This window comes from Dyadobacter flavalbus (assembly GCF_006149045.1).
Classification (GTDB): Bacteria; Bacteroidota; Bacteroidia; order Cytophagales; family Spirosomataceae; genus Dyadobacter; species Dyadobacter flavalbus.
On the sequence record NZ_VBSN01000049.1, the window covers coordinates 289,067 to 307,214 of the forward strand.

13 protein-coding genes are annotated in these 18,148 nt (G+C 49.9%); 8 read left to right on the plus strand and 5 right to left on the minus strand.

Going from position 1 to position 18,148, the window contains the following annotated elements; genetic code table 11:
• Positions 1-5: 5 nt before the first annotated feature.
• The 5 genes from FEM33_RS17020 to FEM33_RS17040 all read right to left on the minus strand — a co-directional run bounded on the left by FEM33_RS17020 (position 6) and on the right by FEM33_RS17040 (position 4,722).
• On the minus strand, positions 6-908 hold the full coding sequence (locus FEM33_RS17020; RefSeq protein WP_139013195.1) for an SDR family oxidoreductase: 903 nt from the start codon (positions 906-908) through the stop codon (positions 6-8).
• Between the two features lie 314 nt (positions 909-1,222).
• Positions 1,223-1,594 (minus strand): SPW repeat domain-containing protein, encoded by a 372-nt coding sequence (locus FEM33_RS17025; RefSeq protein ID WP_139013196.1) that lies wholly within the window; start codon positions 1,592-1,594, stop codon positions 1,223-1,225.
• 183 nt (positions 1,595-1,777) lie between these two features.
• On the minus strand, positions 1,778-2,605 hold the full coding sequence (locus FEM33_RS17030) for a class II fructose-bisphosphate aldolase (RefSeq protein WP_139013197.1): 828 nt from the start codon (positions 2,603-2,605) through the stop codon (positions 1,778-1,780).
• Positions 2,602-3,555, minus strand: coding sequence for a carbohydrate kinase family protein (locus FEM33_RS17035; RefSeq protein ID WP_139013198.1), 954 nt, complete (start codon positions 3,553-3,555; stop codon positions 2,602-2,604). The genes FEM33_RS17030 and FEM33_RS17035 overlap by 4 nt, the downstream gene beginning before the upstream one ends.
• A gap of 9 nt (positions 3,556-3,564) precedes the next feature.
• Positions 3,565-4,722 carry an SIS domain-containing protein gene (locus FEM33_RS17040; RefSeq protein ID WP_139013199.1) on the minus strand — a complete coding sequence of 386 codons (1,158 nt, stop codon included), beginning with the start codon at positions 4,720-4,722 and terminating at the stop codon, positions 3,565-3,567.
• 229 nt (positions 4,723-4,951) lie between these two features.
• On the opposite strand from FEM33_RS17040, the gene FEM33_RS17045 reads away from it, so the two are divergent.
• The 8 genes from FEM33_RS17045 to FEM33_RS17080 all read left to right on the plus strand — a co-directional run bounded on the left by FEM33_RS17045 (position 4,952) and on the right by FEM33_RS17080 (position 18,126).
• Complete coding sequence (locus FEM33_RS17045; RefSeq protein ID WP_139013200.1) at positions 4,952-6,925, plus strand: S9 family peptidase; 1,974 nt, start codon at positions 4,952-4,954, stop codon at positions 6,923-6,925.
• 67 nt (positions 6,926-6,992) lie between these two features.
• Positions 6,993-7,880 carry a DMT family transporter gene (locus tag FEM33_RS17050; RefSeq protein ID WP_139013201.1) on the plus strand — a complete coding sequence of 296 codons (888 nt, stop codon included), beginning with the start codon at positions 6,993-6,995 and terminating at the stop codon, positions 7,878-7,880.
• 205 nt (positions 7,881-8,085) lie between these two features.
• Entirely contained in the window at positions 8,086-8,298 is a 213-nt protein-coding gene (locus tag FEM33_RS17055) for a hypothetical protein (RefSeq protein ID WP_139013202.1), read from the plus strand.
• Positions 8,299-8,377: 79 nt separating this feature from the next.
• Entirely contained in the window at positions 8,378-9,622 is a 1,245-nt protein-coding gene (locus FEM33_RS17060; RefSeq protein WP_201747779.1) for a hypothetical protein, read from the plus strand.
• On the plus strand, positions 9,619-10,824 hold the full coding sequence (locus tag FEM33_RS17065; RefSeq protein ID WP_139013203.1) for an NHL repeat-containing protein: 1,206 nt from the start codon (positions 9,619-9,621) through the stop codon (positions 10,822-10,824). Before FEM33_RS17060 ends, FEM33_RS17065 begins: the two co-directional genes overlap by 4 nt.
• Positions 10,825-10,860: 36 nt before the next feature.
• Positions 10,861-12,786 carry a glycoside hydrolase domain-containing protein gene (locus FEM33_RS17070; RefSeq protein WP_139013204.1) on the plus strand — a complete coding sequence of 642 codons (1,926 nt, stop codon included), beginning with the start codon at positions 10,861-10,863 and terminating at the stop codon, positions 12,784-12,786.
• Between the two features lie 164 nt (positions 12,787-12,950).
• Positions 12,951-16,079 carry a DUF5107 domain-containing protein gene (locus FEM33_RS17075; RefSeq protein ID WP_161597171.1) on the plus strand — a complete coding sequence of 1,043 codons (3,129 nt, stop codon included), beginning with the start codon at positions 12,951-12,953 and terminating at the stop codon, positions 16,077-16,079.
• Between the two features lie 91 nt (positions 16,080-16,170).
• Positions 16,171-18,126 carry an alpha/beta hydrolase gene (locus tag FEM33_RS17080; RefSeq protein ID WP_161597172.1) on the plus strand — a complete coding sequence of 652 codons (1,956 nt, stop codon included), beginning with the start codon at positions 16,171-16,173 and terminating at the stop codon, positions 18,124-18,126.
• The last annotated feature ends 22 nt before the right edge of the window (positions 18,127-18,148 follow it).

Genomic DNA, 18,148 nt, shown 5'->3' on the forward strand with positions numbered 1-18,148 from the left:
ATGAATTATTTATGGTATTCTCTTGCAAACTCCTTGATAAAATCCGTCAGCTTTACTTTGCCCAGCTTCGGTCTGTTGCGGTAATAATCTTCGTACAGACTGCCGCTTTGCTGCGCTGCCTGCATTTGAACCATACCGTTAGCGATCCATTCGTTCATACCGGCATCCAGCATGCCTTTCAGCATTTGTTCAGGCGGAATGACCTTCCATTTCAGATCAGGCATTCCGATTGCTTTTCCCAAGGCCGCGGCGATTTCATTCGGGGATATTTCTTCACTGGCCAGATAATGGACTGTTCTTCCTTCAAAAGGCTTTTCCATTTCTTCAGTGATGACGGCGGCAATGTCCAGCGGAGAAACCCAGGGCTCTTTCTGATCCCCTCCGTAGCTCTGAACAATAGCCCCTTGTGTTTTTATGGAATGTACGTATCTGTAGAGGTTGGTAAAAAAACCGACCGGCCGCATGAATTTTATGGCAGTGTCCGCAGGCAACTGTTTCAGGATGTTCTCGACGGTGTTGTGTAAATGAAGGCTGCCTGTTCCCTGATCCGTATGGGCGCCGATGCTGCTTAAATGTACAATACGCTTTACTCCTGCCCGTTCCACTGCCTGCCGGTAGTTATTTCCGATCCGGGTAAAAGCGGCAACAAAATCCACATCTTTGTCAAACAGGCTGCCGATGCCTTCCCATGCTTCCATCAGGTAAACGATGTCGGCCTCCTTGAAGGTGGCTGCTAGAAAATCTGCATCCTGTATGGTACCGATGGCTGCCTTTGCGCCTAGTGCTTCAATAGCTTTTTGCCGTTCAGCCTTGCTGCTGATAATGGTTACTTCATGTCCTTTTTGTATCAATTGCTCCGCCAGAGGCTTACTGATGTTCCCGAGGGAACCTGTTATTACAATGTTCATTTTAATGCTGTTTTTTGATGTTGCAAAGTTGTGCAGTCGTCAAAAAACAGATTTAACCAAATTGAGGAAGTTCATAACAAAATTGAAAAAAAGGTGCCCATAACAATTCTCGAACGACTTTCGCAGGCCGGTGCTTCCAGCAATCCGTTATGCCCGGATTCATCAGAACGTACGATACACAACCGGGCTCCGTTACACCGGATGATGATTTTACCCGGGAAAGCAGACTCATGCTTTTGCAAAAAAAGGCGGTGCAGATTTTTCCAAATCTGCACCGCCTCAATAAATTCAGTCAATGATAATCCAGCCTGGTCTTAACCGATTTTATGGGTATTGTGTTCGAAAGCATGACGGGAAGTAAAAAGGCCCGCACCCATCTCGAATATCCCCAGAATCAGGTGCGGAAGGTACACCTGGTCCGCAAAGCCAAGCAGCCAGGGCGACGCAGCCAGAAACAAGCCGGCGATCAGATCCATTGTCAGGTGGGTTGACATGGCCACTTTCCGGATCAGGCCGCCTTCATAGTCAGTCAGGGCCGAAAGCAGTATAATCATAAGCCCGATAATGATCATAACCCATGATGCATTCTCAATTTCATTGAAATGAAACAGCCAGGGCGACGCAATAAAAAGTACTCCGCTCAGATAGTCGAGTACGCCGTGAAATTTTGTGTTGATGAATCTCATAGTCAATTTGATGTTTAAGAATTAACAGTTAATCCGTTTCAGAAAAAAGCTGCTTTTAACATACTTGTTTTTCCAAGTGCATCTCGACTATAAATTACATGCCAGCGCATGACGATCTCATCAGGAAAGCATGATTTGCAACAAGATTTTTCATTTATCAGAAAGAAAATAAAAAAATTCAGCTTACGCCGTCACATTCCCGACCATTTCCAGCTTGGTTTTAACAAGTTCCGTAATTTTACAGGTTGCCTTCGGAAACACCTTTCTAAGGTCAATATCTTCGTTATACGTCAGTTCGGCTTTCAGTGAAGCCATAAATATATTTTTGATTTCAGTCGCGAGGTTTACCTTGCAAATTCCGTTGGAAATTGCCTGCTGTACCTGATTATGCGGCACGCCTGAGCTTCCGTGCAGGACAAGAGTTGCCGGGGTTTTCTCGGCAATGCTTCGCAGAAGACTGATATCCAGCTTTGGTTCCTGTTTATAAAATCCGTGTGCCGTACCGATTGCCACAGCAAGTGCGTCCACGCCCGTTTCTTCTACGAACGCCGCGGCTTCGTCCGGCTGCGTAAAACCTGTTGTGTGATGCGACTGGCCCAGTTTGGCAACGTATCCCAGTTCCGCTTCCACATGTGCATCATACCGTTTGGCACGCTCGACAACTTCTCTGGTCAGGCTGACATTCTGCTCAAAGGGAAGCTCGCTGCCATCAATCATCACTGAATCAAAACCCGCATCCAGACAACGCTGCACAAGTTCCACCGACCCGCCATGATCCAGATGTATCCAGCCTTCCACGCCAAATTCTTCCAGTCCGTTACGTCCGAGGTTCACTGCCGTTTTAAGGCCCATGTAGTCAATTGAGCTCTGGGTAAGTTGCAGAATAACAGGCTGTTTCATTTCCGCCGCCGCCTGCAGAACACCGTGCAGGGTTTCCAGATCGTAGTAATTTGTGGCCAGTAAGCCCTTTTTCAGCTGTGTTAGTTCGCGTAGTTTCTCTTTCAGTTTCATGACAGGCTTAATTCTATTCCCCAATAATCTTTTATGTTCTCATTTATTTTGTCAAGGTTACAAAATGCACCCGTGCCTCCGGCAGCCGTTGTATTCAGGGCACCCATCAGATTGCCTTCCCGCAGGCAGTCTTCCAGCGCAGCACCGGCCATGTATTTCTGGATAAATCCTGCATTAAAGGAATCGCCTGCGCCGATGGCATCCACAAAGTGCGTTACTTCAAAGGCCGGCATCGTTATCTGCTGCGTACTGCTAATACCGATACTGCCCTTTTTACCCATTTTCAGGGCAAGCGTATTCAGGTATGGCCTTATCTTTTCAATGGCATCGCTGATCGAATCCGTCCTTGTAAGTGCCATTAACTCCGATTCATTCGGCATGAACACATCCACGTACGGCAGGCAACGGGCATAATCGAACGCCCATTGCTCGGCGGGGTCCCACTGCATGTCCAGCGAAGTGGTCATGCCGGCACTCCGGGCTTTTATAAAAAGCTGCTCAATATCATTCTGAATCCCTTTCTGAAGAAAAAGACTCGATACATGCAGATGCTGGTAACCGACAGGCTCGTCAAAGGGAACATCGCTGATCGTCAGTGCATTCATGGCACCTGGATACGTTACATTGGCGCGATCCTGTCCATAGTTCAATATCAGGGTACATCCTGTCTTCTGATCCTGAAGTCTTTTTATATGGCGGCAGCTGACGGATTTCCGTTCGAGTTCCCGCAGTATGAAATCACCGAAATAATCCTGTCCCACAACCCCGCAAAAAGTAGTATCCGCACCCATTGCGGCACTGTTGGCAGCCATAATGGCCGACGAGCTGCCCAGGCACAAATCCATTTCATCTGCGATGATCTCCTTTCCCAATTGCGGAAAAGTCTGAATTTGATTTAAAAGAAGATCGACGTTCAGTTCGCCTACGACGAGTAATCTGGGATTTGCCATATGCTGTTCCTAACTATTGTATTCCGTATAAATATTCACTCCCTGCACGACCCTGCTGATGGATCCGGACAAGGACGGGCTGTCCGGATCAATGCCCCGGTGTACCGCGCTGTAATAGCCCAGCAACTGCCCGACAAGCGTTGCCGGAACGATCTGATAAGGGTTTTCCGGATCAATGTCCAGTTCTATCTTACTGCTGTGCGGCAATGCCAGCTCGTTTACACCCCCGATCTGCAGAGACTGGATTTCCCGTGCATCCCTTGAAATATCTTCCACCAGGTCCCGCTCGTAACGCATGATGTGCGGCTTTCTCGAAAACAGATAAACCATAAGCGTATGATCATTTACAATGGCCCTTGGTCCGTGCCTGAACCCCAGAAAAGAATCCGACATACACACCTGTTTCCCGTCTGTGAGTTCGAGCAGTTTCAGCTGACATTCTCTGGCTATGCCAAGGAATTCTCCCGAGCCCAGAAATACGACCCGTTCAAAGCCTTTCAGAACCAGCGCTTCCAGCAAGGACTTTTCTTCCAGAATTGTATTTCCCTGATCCACAATGCGTTGGATTTTATCCAGTTCCTTATCAAGAACGTCTACGTGAGCGACCAGCAGCACGCTTAGCAGCATACATGTAAAACTGCTTGTCATGGCCAGGCTCTTGTCATTTGTAGCCTCCGGCAGGATAATCCGGTATATAGTGCCAGGGGCTGCTGCGTTCATGTTTGCCAGCGCACCCTCGCTGTTACAGGTAATAATCAAATGATAAATTTCATCACAGAAAGCATCGGCCAATCTGACCGTTTCAACACTTTCGGGGCTGTTTCCCGAGCGCGCAAAAGAGATCAGCAGCGTAGGAACCGACCGGAGAAAAACCGTTTCCGGCTGAGTGACGATCTCCGTTGTCGGCACGGCCTGAACAGGTCTGCGCCATACTTTCTGCAAAGTTCCCTGCGCTGCATCGCCGATGTATCCCGAAGTGCCGGCCCCGGTCAGCAAAACGCGGAGGTTTTCCTTCTGCAGAATAGGATTTAGAAAACCGGCTATGCCTGCACTTTCCTGCCCGACTAAGTGATATACCTCTTGCCAAAGCTCGGGCTGTGACAGAATTTCTCTTTGCGTGTGTGCTTCCCCACCGCTTGTAAACTCACTTACTTGATTTTTTTGCATTATTCCTGCGGTAATTAGAAGACGGTTATTTTGTTCATAACTGAAAACTTTGTTACGACATTTCAAATTAAACATCATAAAACGAAAGTAAAAAGTATTTTTAAAGCTTTCATTTAATTTATTTATTCTTACTTATATATTGCGAGAAAAATAATAGCGTACTTTTAGCATGCAAGCGGCCGGAATGCCGGAATATCTTGCAAAAACAACTGCTACCTAAACCCCTTTTATGACCCCGACGGAATTGAATGCCTCATCACGAGGCCTCGTGACAGAAGACTTGTGCAAAATCAGAAAAGTAGGCGCAGCGTTGCTGTCTCCGGCAGGCAACAATCTCGTATACCACGTATCGGTAGCCGACATCGTTCAAAATGATTATCAAGACTTGATCATCCTATTGTCAGAGGACAGATCCACGAAAACTGTTTTAGGCCGGGGCACCGCACATGCATGGTCGCCGGACGGCAGCGAACTCCTGTATGAAACCGACAACGGAGAACTGCATATTTATACGGTACAAACTGCAACAAGCCGGTTTCTTGCACAACGCCATGATTCTTCATTCTTTTCCAATCATCTGGCACTGAAAAACTGCATCTGGTCGCCGGACGGACAGTATATTGCCTACCTGAGTGCTGACCTTTCACTAGCTGAGACAGAAAATAATGATGTCCGAGTAATTGATGACCTGCTCTACAAATCCAAAGGCGGACGGGGCAGGCCGGCATATTCCGACCATGCCTGTACGCACATATACCTTGTTCCGGCTGCGGGAGGATCACCGGCACTGCTCACTCCCGGTCCCTTTAACGAGCATTCCATTACATGGGCACCCGACAGCCGTCACATTGCATTCATCAGCAACAGAACAAGCCGGCCCGATGACATTCAGCAGAGCGATGTCTGGACGGTTGCTATCCAGACACTGGAAATCACCCGCCTTACACAACATACGGGCATGACTTACCAGCCTGCATGGTCGCCGGATGGCAGCCATATTGCCTTTCTGGCAGTTTCGGGGTACCTGGGCACCAATGACAGTACCGCCGAGGATACGCACATAGGCATGATTTCCGCTGGCGGCAGCCACTTCCGGTACCTGACCAAATCATTGGACCGAAGAATCGAGCATATCCGCTGGCACCCATCAGGAAAGCACCTTTTTTTCATAGCAGGCGACCACGGCGATACATCCATTTATCAGGTAAACATTGACAAAGAAGAAATCACAATGGTTCAGGGCGGCGCAGGCTGCATTTACGAGTTCTACCTCAACGGCTCCGGTGAAGATCTCGTGTTTATAAAGGCTGACACGAACCGGCCGGCCGAAATTTTTGCAACAAGCAGCCAGGGTACCGTCATTGAGCAGATAACGCAGGAAAATACAGCATGGATGGAAAATAAAACCCTGCAGCAAGCCGGAACTTTCCGGTTTCAGAGCTTTGATAACCTTTCCGTGCAAGGCTGGCTGATACCGCCTGTTGGCTTTACAGAAACACAAAAGTACCCGCTTATCCTTGTTATCCACGGCGGCCCGCATAATATGTTTGGCCACGATTTCGACGAACGCATGCATTTGCTGTCACAGGCTGGCTATGCCGTTCTGTACATCAATCCGCGAGGCAGCCACGGCTACGGACAATCGTTCTCAAACGGCACCATTATGAACTGGGGCGGCGGCGATTATCAGGATTTGATGGCCGGCGTTGACTTTGCATTGAAAGAAAACCCGTGGCTGGACGAAGAAAGACTTGGCGTGACAGGCCAGAGCTACGGCGGCTACATGACCAACTGGATCATTACCCAGACTTCCCGTTTCAAGGCAGCGGTGACGGACGGCGGGATAAGCAATCTGGTAAGTTTTGCAGGGACATCCCTGTATCATTCCCTCATGGAATCGGAATTTGGCGGCCGCGCTTACGAACGGTTCGATCTGCTGTGGCAGTGGTCGCCGCTGCGGAACGCAGGCCGGGCAGGCACGCCAACGTTACTCCTGCACGGCGAGACCGACAACGAGGTGCCTTTTTCCCAGGCCGAAGAAATGTATACAGCCCTTAAAAAACAGGGTGTGGACACCATACTTGTACAATATACAGGCGAAGGGCACGGCTGGCGGCCGGATTTGAGCCCCCGCAGCAAAGCCGACCTGAACGAACGCATGATCCGCTGGTTTGACACTTATGTAAAAGCAGCGGTATCCTGAATTTCAGGCTGTCATTTCAAATTTTACCCGACAAGAAATTTACAAAACAGAAGGAAATCAGCATTTCATGAGCAGCAGCAAAAACCATTGGCCAATTTACGTAATCATTCATGTCCTATTCATCGGAATATGGGGCGCAGTTACCGAAATTCCTGAGAAAAACGGCTTCCCTCCTACCCTTGGCTATGTCGTTTGGGCATTAACCATGATTCCGGCTGCCCTTGCCGCTCTGAAACTGAAGAACTGGAAGCTGGATTTCAATAAAGGCGCTGTGCTCTGGGGCAGTGCTGTCGGCCTTCTGGGAGCTGTCGGACAACTGGTACTTTTCTTTACCCTGCGCATTGCCCCCGCTTACCTTGTTTTCCCGATCCTCTCGCTGACGCCGGTCGTAACCATTCTGCTGGCGGTCGTGTTACTTCATGAAAAAACGGGTAAAAAAGGCTGGATCGGGATCATACTGGCGCTGCTTTCCATTTTCATGCTTTCCTACCAGCCTGCCGGTGCTGCACGTGCGAGTGGCTACACCTGGCTGCTGTTCACGGCCATACCGTTGCTTGCCTGGGGTGCACAGGGATGTATCATGCGGTTTGCCAATGAAATCATGTCTGCCGAAAGCCTGTATTTTTATATGATGGTATCCTCCATACTGCTTATTCCATTTGCTTTATACATGACCAACTTTGATCAGCCGATCAACTGGGGATTCAAGGGGCCTTATTTATCGGCCATCCTGCAATCGCTCAATGCCTTTGGAGCCCTGTGCCTGGTTTATGCCTTTCGCTACGGCAAGGCTATCATCATTGCGCCCATCACCACGGCACTTGCGCCGGTACTCACGGTTACCTTGTCGCTGGTCTTGTACCAGACCATTCCTCATCCAGTCATTATTGCGGGTATCGTACTCACCATTGCAGCAGCCCTGCTCATGGGATTTGAAGAAGCCAGCAACGCATAACGCGATTTAGACCAAGGTTGTTTTTTCGCGGCAAAAAAGGTTAATTAAAGGTCACAAAATTCGGCAATTATTACTATTAAAGCTATAATGAAAGAAAAAAGAAATAAAATGAAAATAAATACATTTCATAATTATTTCATTTTCGGCAAGTTTTATTTACATTAGCATAATCATAATGCAATGTATTCCTAAACCCTTATCCTTCATGGCATGTACCTCACTTATCCGGCCGTTTTTTACAAGCGCCGGATTGAAATGGCTTGCGGAGAAAGCTACTTTGTCATCCTTTCGGCTTTCCGGTACCCGTCTTGTACAACGATTGATCAATGAAAATGCCCCGTTTCCGGGTGAGGCCGCTTTTGCGGATGCATGGATCGTTGTAAAAGTCCCAACGCACAAGAAGTTTTCAGTAATGTAAATCTTCCGGATACCCCGGAAGCCTTATTGCATTGTTGTGACAAGATAAAACCAGTACCCGTTACCTAAACCCGCTTTTTATGAATTTTTGCTTTCTGAATGGATTGCGCTCAGCATCCTGGATTGCTGGCCTGCTGCTGATGGCAGGAACGGAAATGCTTTTTGCCCAGGCGCCTGCCGCTACCGACAAGCACGTTGCTTTTATTGAATACCCGGATTTTCCGGAGGCGCATTCCACCTGGGGTTCAATCGGGTACAATGCAGCTTCCAACACCGTACATATCGGCGTCACCAATCACCGCAACAACGTAGCCCTGTATACGTTTGATCCTGCGAAAAACACGATGACGCAAAACGGGTTCATCCGGGAAATGGCCAATCTGCGCACGTTTCAGTGGCAGGGAAAAATCCATTCCAAGATCGTAGCGTCACCCGACGGTTCCATTTATTTTACAACCGATGGCGGCGAGTCGCGTGAAGAATACCTGATGGAGCATCCGCAGGGCTACGCCGGAGGTTTTTTCATGAAATGGGACCCCAAAACGGGCGATCTGAAAAACCTTGGGCTGGGCATGCAATACGAAAGTATCAAGGATATTGACATAGACCCAAAAACAGGAACGCTCTATGGCATCACTTATCCGCAGGCGCATTTCCTCGTTTACGATCCGGCCAAAAACAAACTGCGCGACATGGGCCGCCTCGCCAGTTCGCACGTCCCCCGCGTACTGTTTACCGACTGGTGGGGAAACTGCTATTATGTAGACTGGCGGCAGCGTCTGGTCAAATACGAAAAAGACAGCGACAGCCTGGTATTTGCGCGGGAAAGCCTGCCTGCTTTTGAAGGCACACCCGGCTCAAAAATCATTACCGGCGTAACGGCTTATGCCAAAGACGAAGCGAAGGGAATCATTTACCTCGTCACCTACGGCGCCAAAGTAATCGCATTTCATCCGCAGAAAGAAGGCATTGGCAAAGTGGAAGACCTGGGCGGCGTCATCGATACCGGCAAGGGAGCAGCATGGGGGCCTTATGTGCCGAACCTGAACATCGGCAACAATGGCAAGCTGTACTACGTCATCGGCGGGCATGGCAACTATGTCCTGAAAGATAAAACGGTTTTGGTAGAACTCGATCCTGCCACGAAGAAAAAGACCATTCTGAGAGAATATCCGATCACTTCCATGACCGAAGCAACGGGCTCTGATATCAAAGACAAAGACGGGAATATGTACTTCGCCGGCCGGCGCGTCATTTCTGTCAAGGACGATTCCAGTGCACCCTTTCTGATCAAGTTCAATCCTGAAAAAGACATCCGGAAATGAAAAACCTGACTAAAAAAATACTTTTGCCGGCTTTAACTCTGACCTGTTCGGGCCCGCTGCTTGCCCAGTATACCTTTTTCACGCCCAAAGACGCATTTGCCATTGAAATTTCGCTGCCTAACAGTGCCGAAAAACGCTTGCCGATGTACCGCAATGCAATTACTTCCCTGCACGTGGATGGCGACCGGGTGCTGGGCGGGACTACTGCAAAAGAGGGACTATCGCCGTATCTGTTCATTGCATCCATCTCAAAGCGGACACTTGCAACCACGAAAGATCTTGGGGAAGCAGTTCCGGGCCAAAAGAGCATTGCCACGGGTTTTTGCAAGGGAACCGGCAATCAGCTGTATGCCGGCACACTGGCGCATCTGAAAAACAATCAGCAGACCGGGCATCTTTTACAGATCCGTATCGGCAACGGGGATGCCATCGAAGTGAAAGACCTGGGCACGCCTGTTCCGGGCGAAGGAATTTTTACGCTGCTCAGTAACAGCCAAGGCACTGAACTGTACGGGATCAGCTATCCGGGCGGACGGTTTTTCACCTACAACATAGCTTCGGGAAAAGTGCAGCTGTTTGACGAGATTTCCCCAAAAGCAGAAGAACTGAAAAACCTGCATGACTTTGCTTCCGAGCCGGACGGTTACCTGTGCAAAGCCCTTGTTCAGGACAATCAGGGGCTTGTTTACGGAAGTGCGCCGGGCAACAGGATGTTTGCATTCGATCCGGCCAAAAAGAGCTTTCAGTTTCTGGAAACGCCTTTGCCAAGCGTATGGGGACGGGAAGTACTCGGACAGGTGGAAGCCTGGGCCAAAGCACCCGACGGAAAACTGTACGGCGGCAATGCCGGTGACGGTCAGCTGTTTGTGCTGGACCCGGCCACCAAAAAAATCAAAAACCTGGGCAAACCGGTTATGATGAACCGGTTGCGGGCACTGGCTTTCGGGCGCGACGGCAAGCTGTACGGACTGGCCGGCGGCGCACCGGGTTACTCGCATTTGTTTTATTATGATGAAAAAGGCGCCGGTTTTGTGGATCTGGGCAATCCTGAATTCAAAATGGTGGAGCCCGGTATCGAGCAGGGCATATTGTGGCGCGGCTTTCAGTTGAGCACCCTGGCTGCCTCAGCCGACGGAAAATACATGGTTATAGGCGAAGACGAAGCACTCAGCCAGCTCATGATCTTTCCTGTTGCACAGTAAAAGCGGTAAGTCAAAAATTCCTGAACCAATTTAAATATGATCCGATTTGCAAAAGTAATCCTCTGTTTTATTGCCCTCACCGCATTAAACTGCGGGAATAAAACTTTCGGTGCTGATCCGTGGCGCCTGCGGGCACTGCCTTCGTCTGTCCGGCTCGATCCTGTCAACAATGAAATCATTGAACACCGTTTCAAAGGGGTTCCGTCCGGCCAGTCCGGGAAAAACAACCTGCTGGATAAAAACTGGATATACGACGGAAATGAAGTTGCACTGCACGGTGCACGCGGGGAATATGTGTCGTTTCAGCTGGTACTGACGAATGAATCAAACGAAGAACTGACCGGGATCAAACTCGATATGGCGCCGTTTAAAAACGAAAATACGGAGTTAAACATCAAGCCGGAGCTGTTTCTGGAATGGTCGGTGAATGTACAGAGCACCAGCACAGGATATCCCAAATCCACGCTGGGAAAAGGCTGGTACCCCGACGCTTTGATCCCGTTCAAATACATTCAGACCGACTCGGCGAATGTCCGGGGACGCTGGGTTTATCCGTTTACTTTGCCCGATTTCAACAACCGGATCAGCAACCAGCGTTCACAGATTATATGGGTGGATCAGTTTATTCCGCTGGATGCGCAGAAAGCACGGCCCGGTACGTACAAGAGCGTCATTACCGCTACTATCGGCGGCATGTCAAAACAGATTCCGGTCAGCCTCACCATCTGGAATTTCGAACTCCCGAATGAGAATCTTTTCAAAGCCAGTCTGCAGCACGAAGGTTTTCTGAGCCGGATGGATGAGAAGCAGGAACTGGCCGTTTATCAGCTGTTCAAAAGAAACCGCATTTCGCTCATGGACCCGACTTACGACCCGGAAATACAGGTGCTGAAAAACGGCAAGGTGGAAATACAATGGGAAAAATTTGACAAACGGCTGAAAAAATACCTTACCGGCCAGGCATTCACCAGGGCGCACGGATACAGCGACGGCCCGGGCTACGGCGAACCGCTTGAAACGTTTGCGCTTCCGTTCGACGTATACGGCAAGCACGACACAAAGGGCTGGCCGGATACCGGCAAACCGGAAGTAGAACGCAACGCTTCCAATCTGGCCATTTACACGAGCAGCATCCGGCAGGTACGACAGCATTTGTTGCCAATGGTCAATCCTGAAAAAACCGAACTGATGGTTTATCTGAACGGCCTGGATGAATCGTATTTTCCCGAAGCGTGGTCACGGATGGTTTTTTACGGTGATCTGTTCAAAAAGGAATATCCCGAAGCCAAATTCCGGGTGGACGGCGGTTACACCAAAGAAGCCATGGACGTAATCGGGAAATCCATTACCGACTGGGCATCCCATACGATCAACTATAATATCGACGAGGTAAAACAATATCAGCAAATGGGCATCAAAGACTGGCTTTACGGTCCGTTGCTGTACGAACACAAACTCAACAGCTGGGTGGGAAGCTCAACATTCATCGATCTGCCCCTGATTAATGACCGCGCGATCAGCTGGAGTTGCTGGAAATACAAAACCTATTCATGGATCAGCTGGGGTGTCGGCGCTGGCTGGGAAAGAGGCTGGTACGATCCCGAATCCTGGAAAGACTTTTACAAGGAAGCATCCGAGGCAGACGCAGAATTCACTTACCGGACATTCAACGGAAACGGTTCTGTCATCTACAAGCCCGGCATGGTGCCCAACGTATCGGAACCTTGCCCGTCCATCCGGCTGAAAACGATGCGCGACGGTGTGCAGGACTATGAATACCTGCGTCTGCTTGCGAAACTGGACGGCAATTCCAAACGTGCCGACGCGCTTGTCGATCAATTAATCAAAGAGCCGTTTGGCGACAAATCAATTGGGCAGCTGGATGTATGGAGCTACGATCAGGAACAATGGTACAAAGTCCGTATGGAACTGGCCGGGCTTATTTCCGAAAGCAAAAAATAACACAGACAATATTCCTAAAACCTCCATTTTTCTGCGTGAAGGCCCTTTCTCATTTCTCATTGTCACCATCAACTGCCGGAGTAGTACGTTCTGTACTGGCGCTGCTGGTCTTTTCACCTGCTTTACAAGCGCAAAAAGCCAGCATTACGGAAAAAGTACAGGTTATGAAAACCTACCCCTTTTCGGACCCGAACCCGGTGCCGGTCATGGGTGTTGGCAAAAAAGTCTCGCCTTTTTACCCTTACTACGTTTTTGATGGCTACACGGACAAGGGCACGGCCAAAAACTGGAAAATAGTAGAGCTGGAAAACCCCTACATCAAAGTTCAGGTACTGCCGGAAGTAGGCGGTAAAGTCATGGGTGCAACGGAGAAGTCGACCGGCGAGGAATTTGTTTATACCAATCACGTCATGAAATTCCGTTCCATCGGCATCCGCGGGCCCTGGACGAGCGGCGGCATCGAGCACAACTTCGGACTGGACCTCGGCCATGCGCCGTGGGCAGCCGCGCCGGTCGATTATGTCATGCAGAACAACCCCGACGGAAGTGTAACCTGCGTGGTGGGCGGCCTGGACCTGGCATCGCGTACGCAGTGGCGGGTTAAAATCGTATTGCCGAAAGACAAAGCTTATTTTGAAACGCAAAGTCTCTGGTATAACCCCTCGCCGCTTCATGACGCTTATCTTTCCTGGGAAAATGCGGCGTTCCGGGCTTCGGACGATATGCAGTTTTTCTTCCCGGGTACGCACCATATAGGTCATGACGGAAGTGCCGGCACCTGGCCGATTGATGAAAAGGGCGTTGATTTGTCGTATTACAAAAATGTCAATTCCGGCGGTGACAAGTCGTATCACGTCATGGGCACGCATACCAACTGGTTTGGCGGATACTGGCACGATCGTAAATTTGGTTTCGGTCACTGGGCTCCTTATTCCGATGCGCCGGGCAAAAAGTTGTGGATCTGGTCACGGGCACGGGAAGGTGCCATCTGGGAAGATCTGCTTACGGACAAAGACGGACAGTACATTGAGGCCCAATCGGGAGTAACATTCAATCAGGCCGCAGAAAGAAGCGGGTTTCACAGCCCGTTCAACCAGAAATCACTCGGGCCTTTTTATTCTGAAACAAAAACCGAATACTGGTTTCCGGTAAAAGCCACAGGCGGAATGGTCGATGCTTCGCCTTACGGCACGCTCCATGTCGAAACGCACGGTGACAGTATGAAAATCATTATCAATCCAATTTCCGCTATTCAGGATACCCTCAAAGTAACTGTGTCCGGGCAAAGTGTTTATCAGTCTCCGCTTGAACTCAAACCGATGGAACTGTATGTTAAAACAATTGCATTGGCCGGCAGTCAGAAACCTGTGAGAGTAACTGTTGGCAAAGACAGACTTGTCTATTCCTCGCAGCCGGAAAAAGTACTCGACCGCCCGTTGCTGTCTGCCGACAAACAGGATTTTCGCTCAGCGGAACGCCTTTTTGAACTCGGCGAAGATGCGCGGTCCATGCGCGATTACGTGCTGGCGCGTCAGTATTATCTGGATTGCCTTGAAAAAGAAGCCACGCACAGCGGTGCACGGATCCGGCTGGCCGAATTTCATTACAGAAAAGGAGATTATGCAAAAGGGCTGGAATTTGCCCGGCAGGTACTGGCCGAAAACACTTACCACGGGGGCGCCAATTACCTTTATGGTGCACTTTACCGCAAGCTGGGTGATCTGACAAAAGCGGAAGAAGCCATGGCGGTTGCCTCGTGGACCATGGAATACCGTTCAGGCGCCCATGCACAGCTGGCAGGTATCGCATTGCAGAAGCAGGATTTTGAAAAAGCCGAAAACGACGCCCGGAAAGCGCTGGACTACAACCGCAATAATCTTGTTGCATACCAGCTGCTGGGTACCGCGCTCCGGAAGCTGCATAAAACGGATCAGGCGGCACAGGTCTGGACGGATCTGCTGCATGTGGACCCACTGAATCATTATGCCCACTTCGAACAGTATTTACTTCAACCGTCCAAAGAAAAGCAGGCTGTTTTTCAGGATGCGATCCGCAACGAGCTGCCGCATGAAACGTATCTGGAACTGGCCATGGATTACATCAATCAGGGACAAAATCAAGAAGCGATGAAGGTGCTGCAACTGGCTCCCGCCTACCCTACGGTTTCCTACTGGCTGGCGTACCTCAACCGGGATTCGGCACCAGCAGAAAGCAGAAGATTCCTGAAACAGGCTGTTGATATGTCGTCTGAGCTGGTTTTTCCTTTTCGTCTGGAAACCATTCCGGTTCTTCAGTGGGCAGAAAAACAACTTCCTTTCTGGAAAAACCGCTATTATCTGGGACTGATTTACTGGCACATCGGCGATCCGGAAAATGCAAAAATGCAGTACATGGCCTGCAAAGACGAGCCGGACTATGCGCCTTTCTACATGGCCAGAGGGATTTTATTCCAGAACGATGCAGCCGCTGCGGCACAGGCGCAGCTTGATTTTGTAAAGGCCAATCAGCTTGATCCGAAAGAATGGCGCAGCTGGCATTATCTTACCGGTTTTTTCAATGCCCGGAAAATGCAGGACAAAGGACTGGAAAACGCCAGAACAGCTTACGAAAGATTTACGGAAAATCCGGTCATCGGGATCGATTATGCCAGGTCTCTGCTGCAAGCGGGTAATTTCAAAACCTGTCTGCAGGTGCTGGATAAAATCCGGGTCCTGCCGCAGGAAGGTGCGCGGGAAGGACATAACCTGTACGTCGTGGCCAACCTCGCGAGTGCGCTTGCAATGGCAGAAAACAAAAAATACACCGATGCCCTGAAGTCACTTGAAAAGGCGCGGTTATGGCCTGAAAACCTCGGCTCCGGCAAACCGCATGCACCGGACAACCGGCTTATTGACTATCTGGCCGCTTACTGCGAAACCCGGCTCGGCCACATACAGAAAGCCGGCCAGCATGCACAGGAAATTATGGATTATACGCTGAATCCGGATAAAGAGAGCAACCGCAATGCGCTGAACAATTACCTGGGCATACACTTGCTTCAAAATACAGGCAAACAGGCATTGGCAACCGAATTTCTGAACAACTGGAAAACGGAACAGGATTCACTGCGAAACTGGGAAATCACGCCGGGAACGGATGCGCCGGAAGTGAAATGGGTGATCGCCAGAGCACAAGACGACAACGTGCATGCGGACAGGCTGAAACAGGAATTATCGGAAAATAAAAAACTCAGCCTGACCACGCTCTTTTTCAGCATACTGGATCTGTCGGATACCGGCAAAAAGGAAGATTAAACCGTGCATCATGATTTTGACAAACCGCTTTACTAATTTGATAAAAAAGTGTAAATATCACCTGAACCGGAGCTCGCTACTCACGGGTTTGATGTTTGCTTTAGTGCTCGTAAATGCGCATGCCCAGCAGCTGCGGCCCAAAGGCATCATCGAAGACGGAATGCATTACAGCAAGGTATTCAGGGAAAACCGCCATTTCCGCCTGATCCTTCCGGCTGATTATCACCGGCATCCCGAGCGGCGCTATCCTGTGATTTACTATTTTCATGGCAATGCAGGCCGGTACAATGGCCCCGAAGAAGGCGAAGTTTCCCGTTCCGGCGAAGCACGCTACTATGATGATTTTAACGGAAATTTTGAACGCTGCGGGCCCGATTCGCTGGATAATTTTGCAAGTTATGTAGCCGATAATGATGTGATTATTGCCAAATGGGACGGATATGTGCCCGCGCAGTATCCGCGCCCGTACGACATTGCGCCGGTGAAAGAAGACAGGCAGTTTGCAGATTACTTTCCTGAATTCGTACAGTATGTGGATTCGCATTACCGTACAAAAGCTTACCGGGAAGCGCGGGCGGTGTCGGGACTGAGCATGGGCGGGTTTATGTCCATGCTGATTGCTTCCAAATATCCGCACCTGCTGTCGAGCGCTTCGTTTTTCTGTCCTTCTGCTTCGTTTACCGTCGGGCCGAAGGCTTTGCAGGTTTACACACCGTTCAAAGAAATGGGCCGCAATTTTGTGGGCTTGCCGATACGGATGCATCTGGGAAGCAAAGACTTTCTGCGGCAGCACGATCAGGAGATTGATCAGGCCTACAAAACCCTCGAACTGAACTACGAAAGCTGGCATTACGGAATAGGTTATTTCAGAGGTTTTCACAATGCAGTCAATATCAAAGGGCAGTTTGATTTTCATATGAAGTATTTCCGGATGCCGCTCGCGCGGCCTGAGAAATGGCATCATATTGATCTGTACCCGAGTTTCTCGGTCTGGAATTATGATGTAAGTACAAACCGGGACATCCCCGGATTCACCGTTCTGGACGATGTGCGAAAGGAAGGGTTCAGCTTGCAGACCAGAAAGTGGCTGCCCGACGGCCCGGCGGTTCCGAACCTGTCCGTACAAATCACAACCGACAGCATTTATCCGGCCAACACTCTTTTTGAATTGATCCAACTGGATGTACCCGTACGCAAAACCTTCCGGACAAGCGTGCGCAGCGACAGGAAAGGACGCATTCAGTGGCAGGGAACCGGCCAGCACAGCAACATCGGATTGTACCGTGCCGGCGATCCGGGCCACATCACCATGGCTGCCTATACGCTCGACTGGAAGATGCCGGGCATCGGCGATATAGTTTCGATTAGTCCGTTACTGTTTAATAAAGGCGGCGCTGCCGTAGACTCCGTCCGTATGGAACTGATCGCGCAGGATGAAGACGTGGAAGTAATGGACCCGGCCATTTCTGTCGGAAAACTGGGCCAGGGCGCCTTGCACGAAAAAACCGCTTTCCGCATTCGTTCCCGGCATGCCGGTCTGGATCGGGCCAAGCTGAAATTGCTGGTGAGTTATAACGGCAGAAAAGATCTGTTTTTACTGGAAGTACCTTTTTATTCGCCGGAAGCAACACTGTCCCATTTTGAAATTGCCGATGGCCGTCCTGTCAATCTGGAAGTGGAAGGAAAAACGCAAGTCGGAGAAGGAAATGGCAACGGGATCGCCAATCCCGGCGAATGGATCAGTATTTTCACCAGATCCGAACTGGATTCGCTGCATGATTTCGGGCTGCAGTTGTATACGGAAGATCCATATATAGCCACGGACGACCGGCAGATGCGCTACTTCGCCCGCAATGACTGGTCGGGCGCACAGCGATTGACTTCGCAGGTCAGGATCAGACCGGATTGCCCGGACGGACACGAAATCGCCTTTTACGGCACTTATGAATACCCTAAAAACGGCAACACGCGGCGCGACAGCCACGGGGCACATTCGTTTATCCGCGAGACAAAACGGGTTTCATTGATCGTAAAAGTGAAGAAATAAATCAGCCGGTTACGAATGCCGA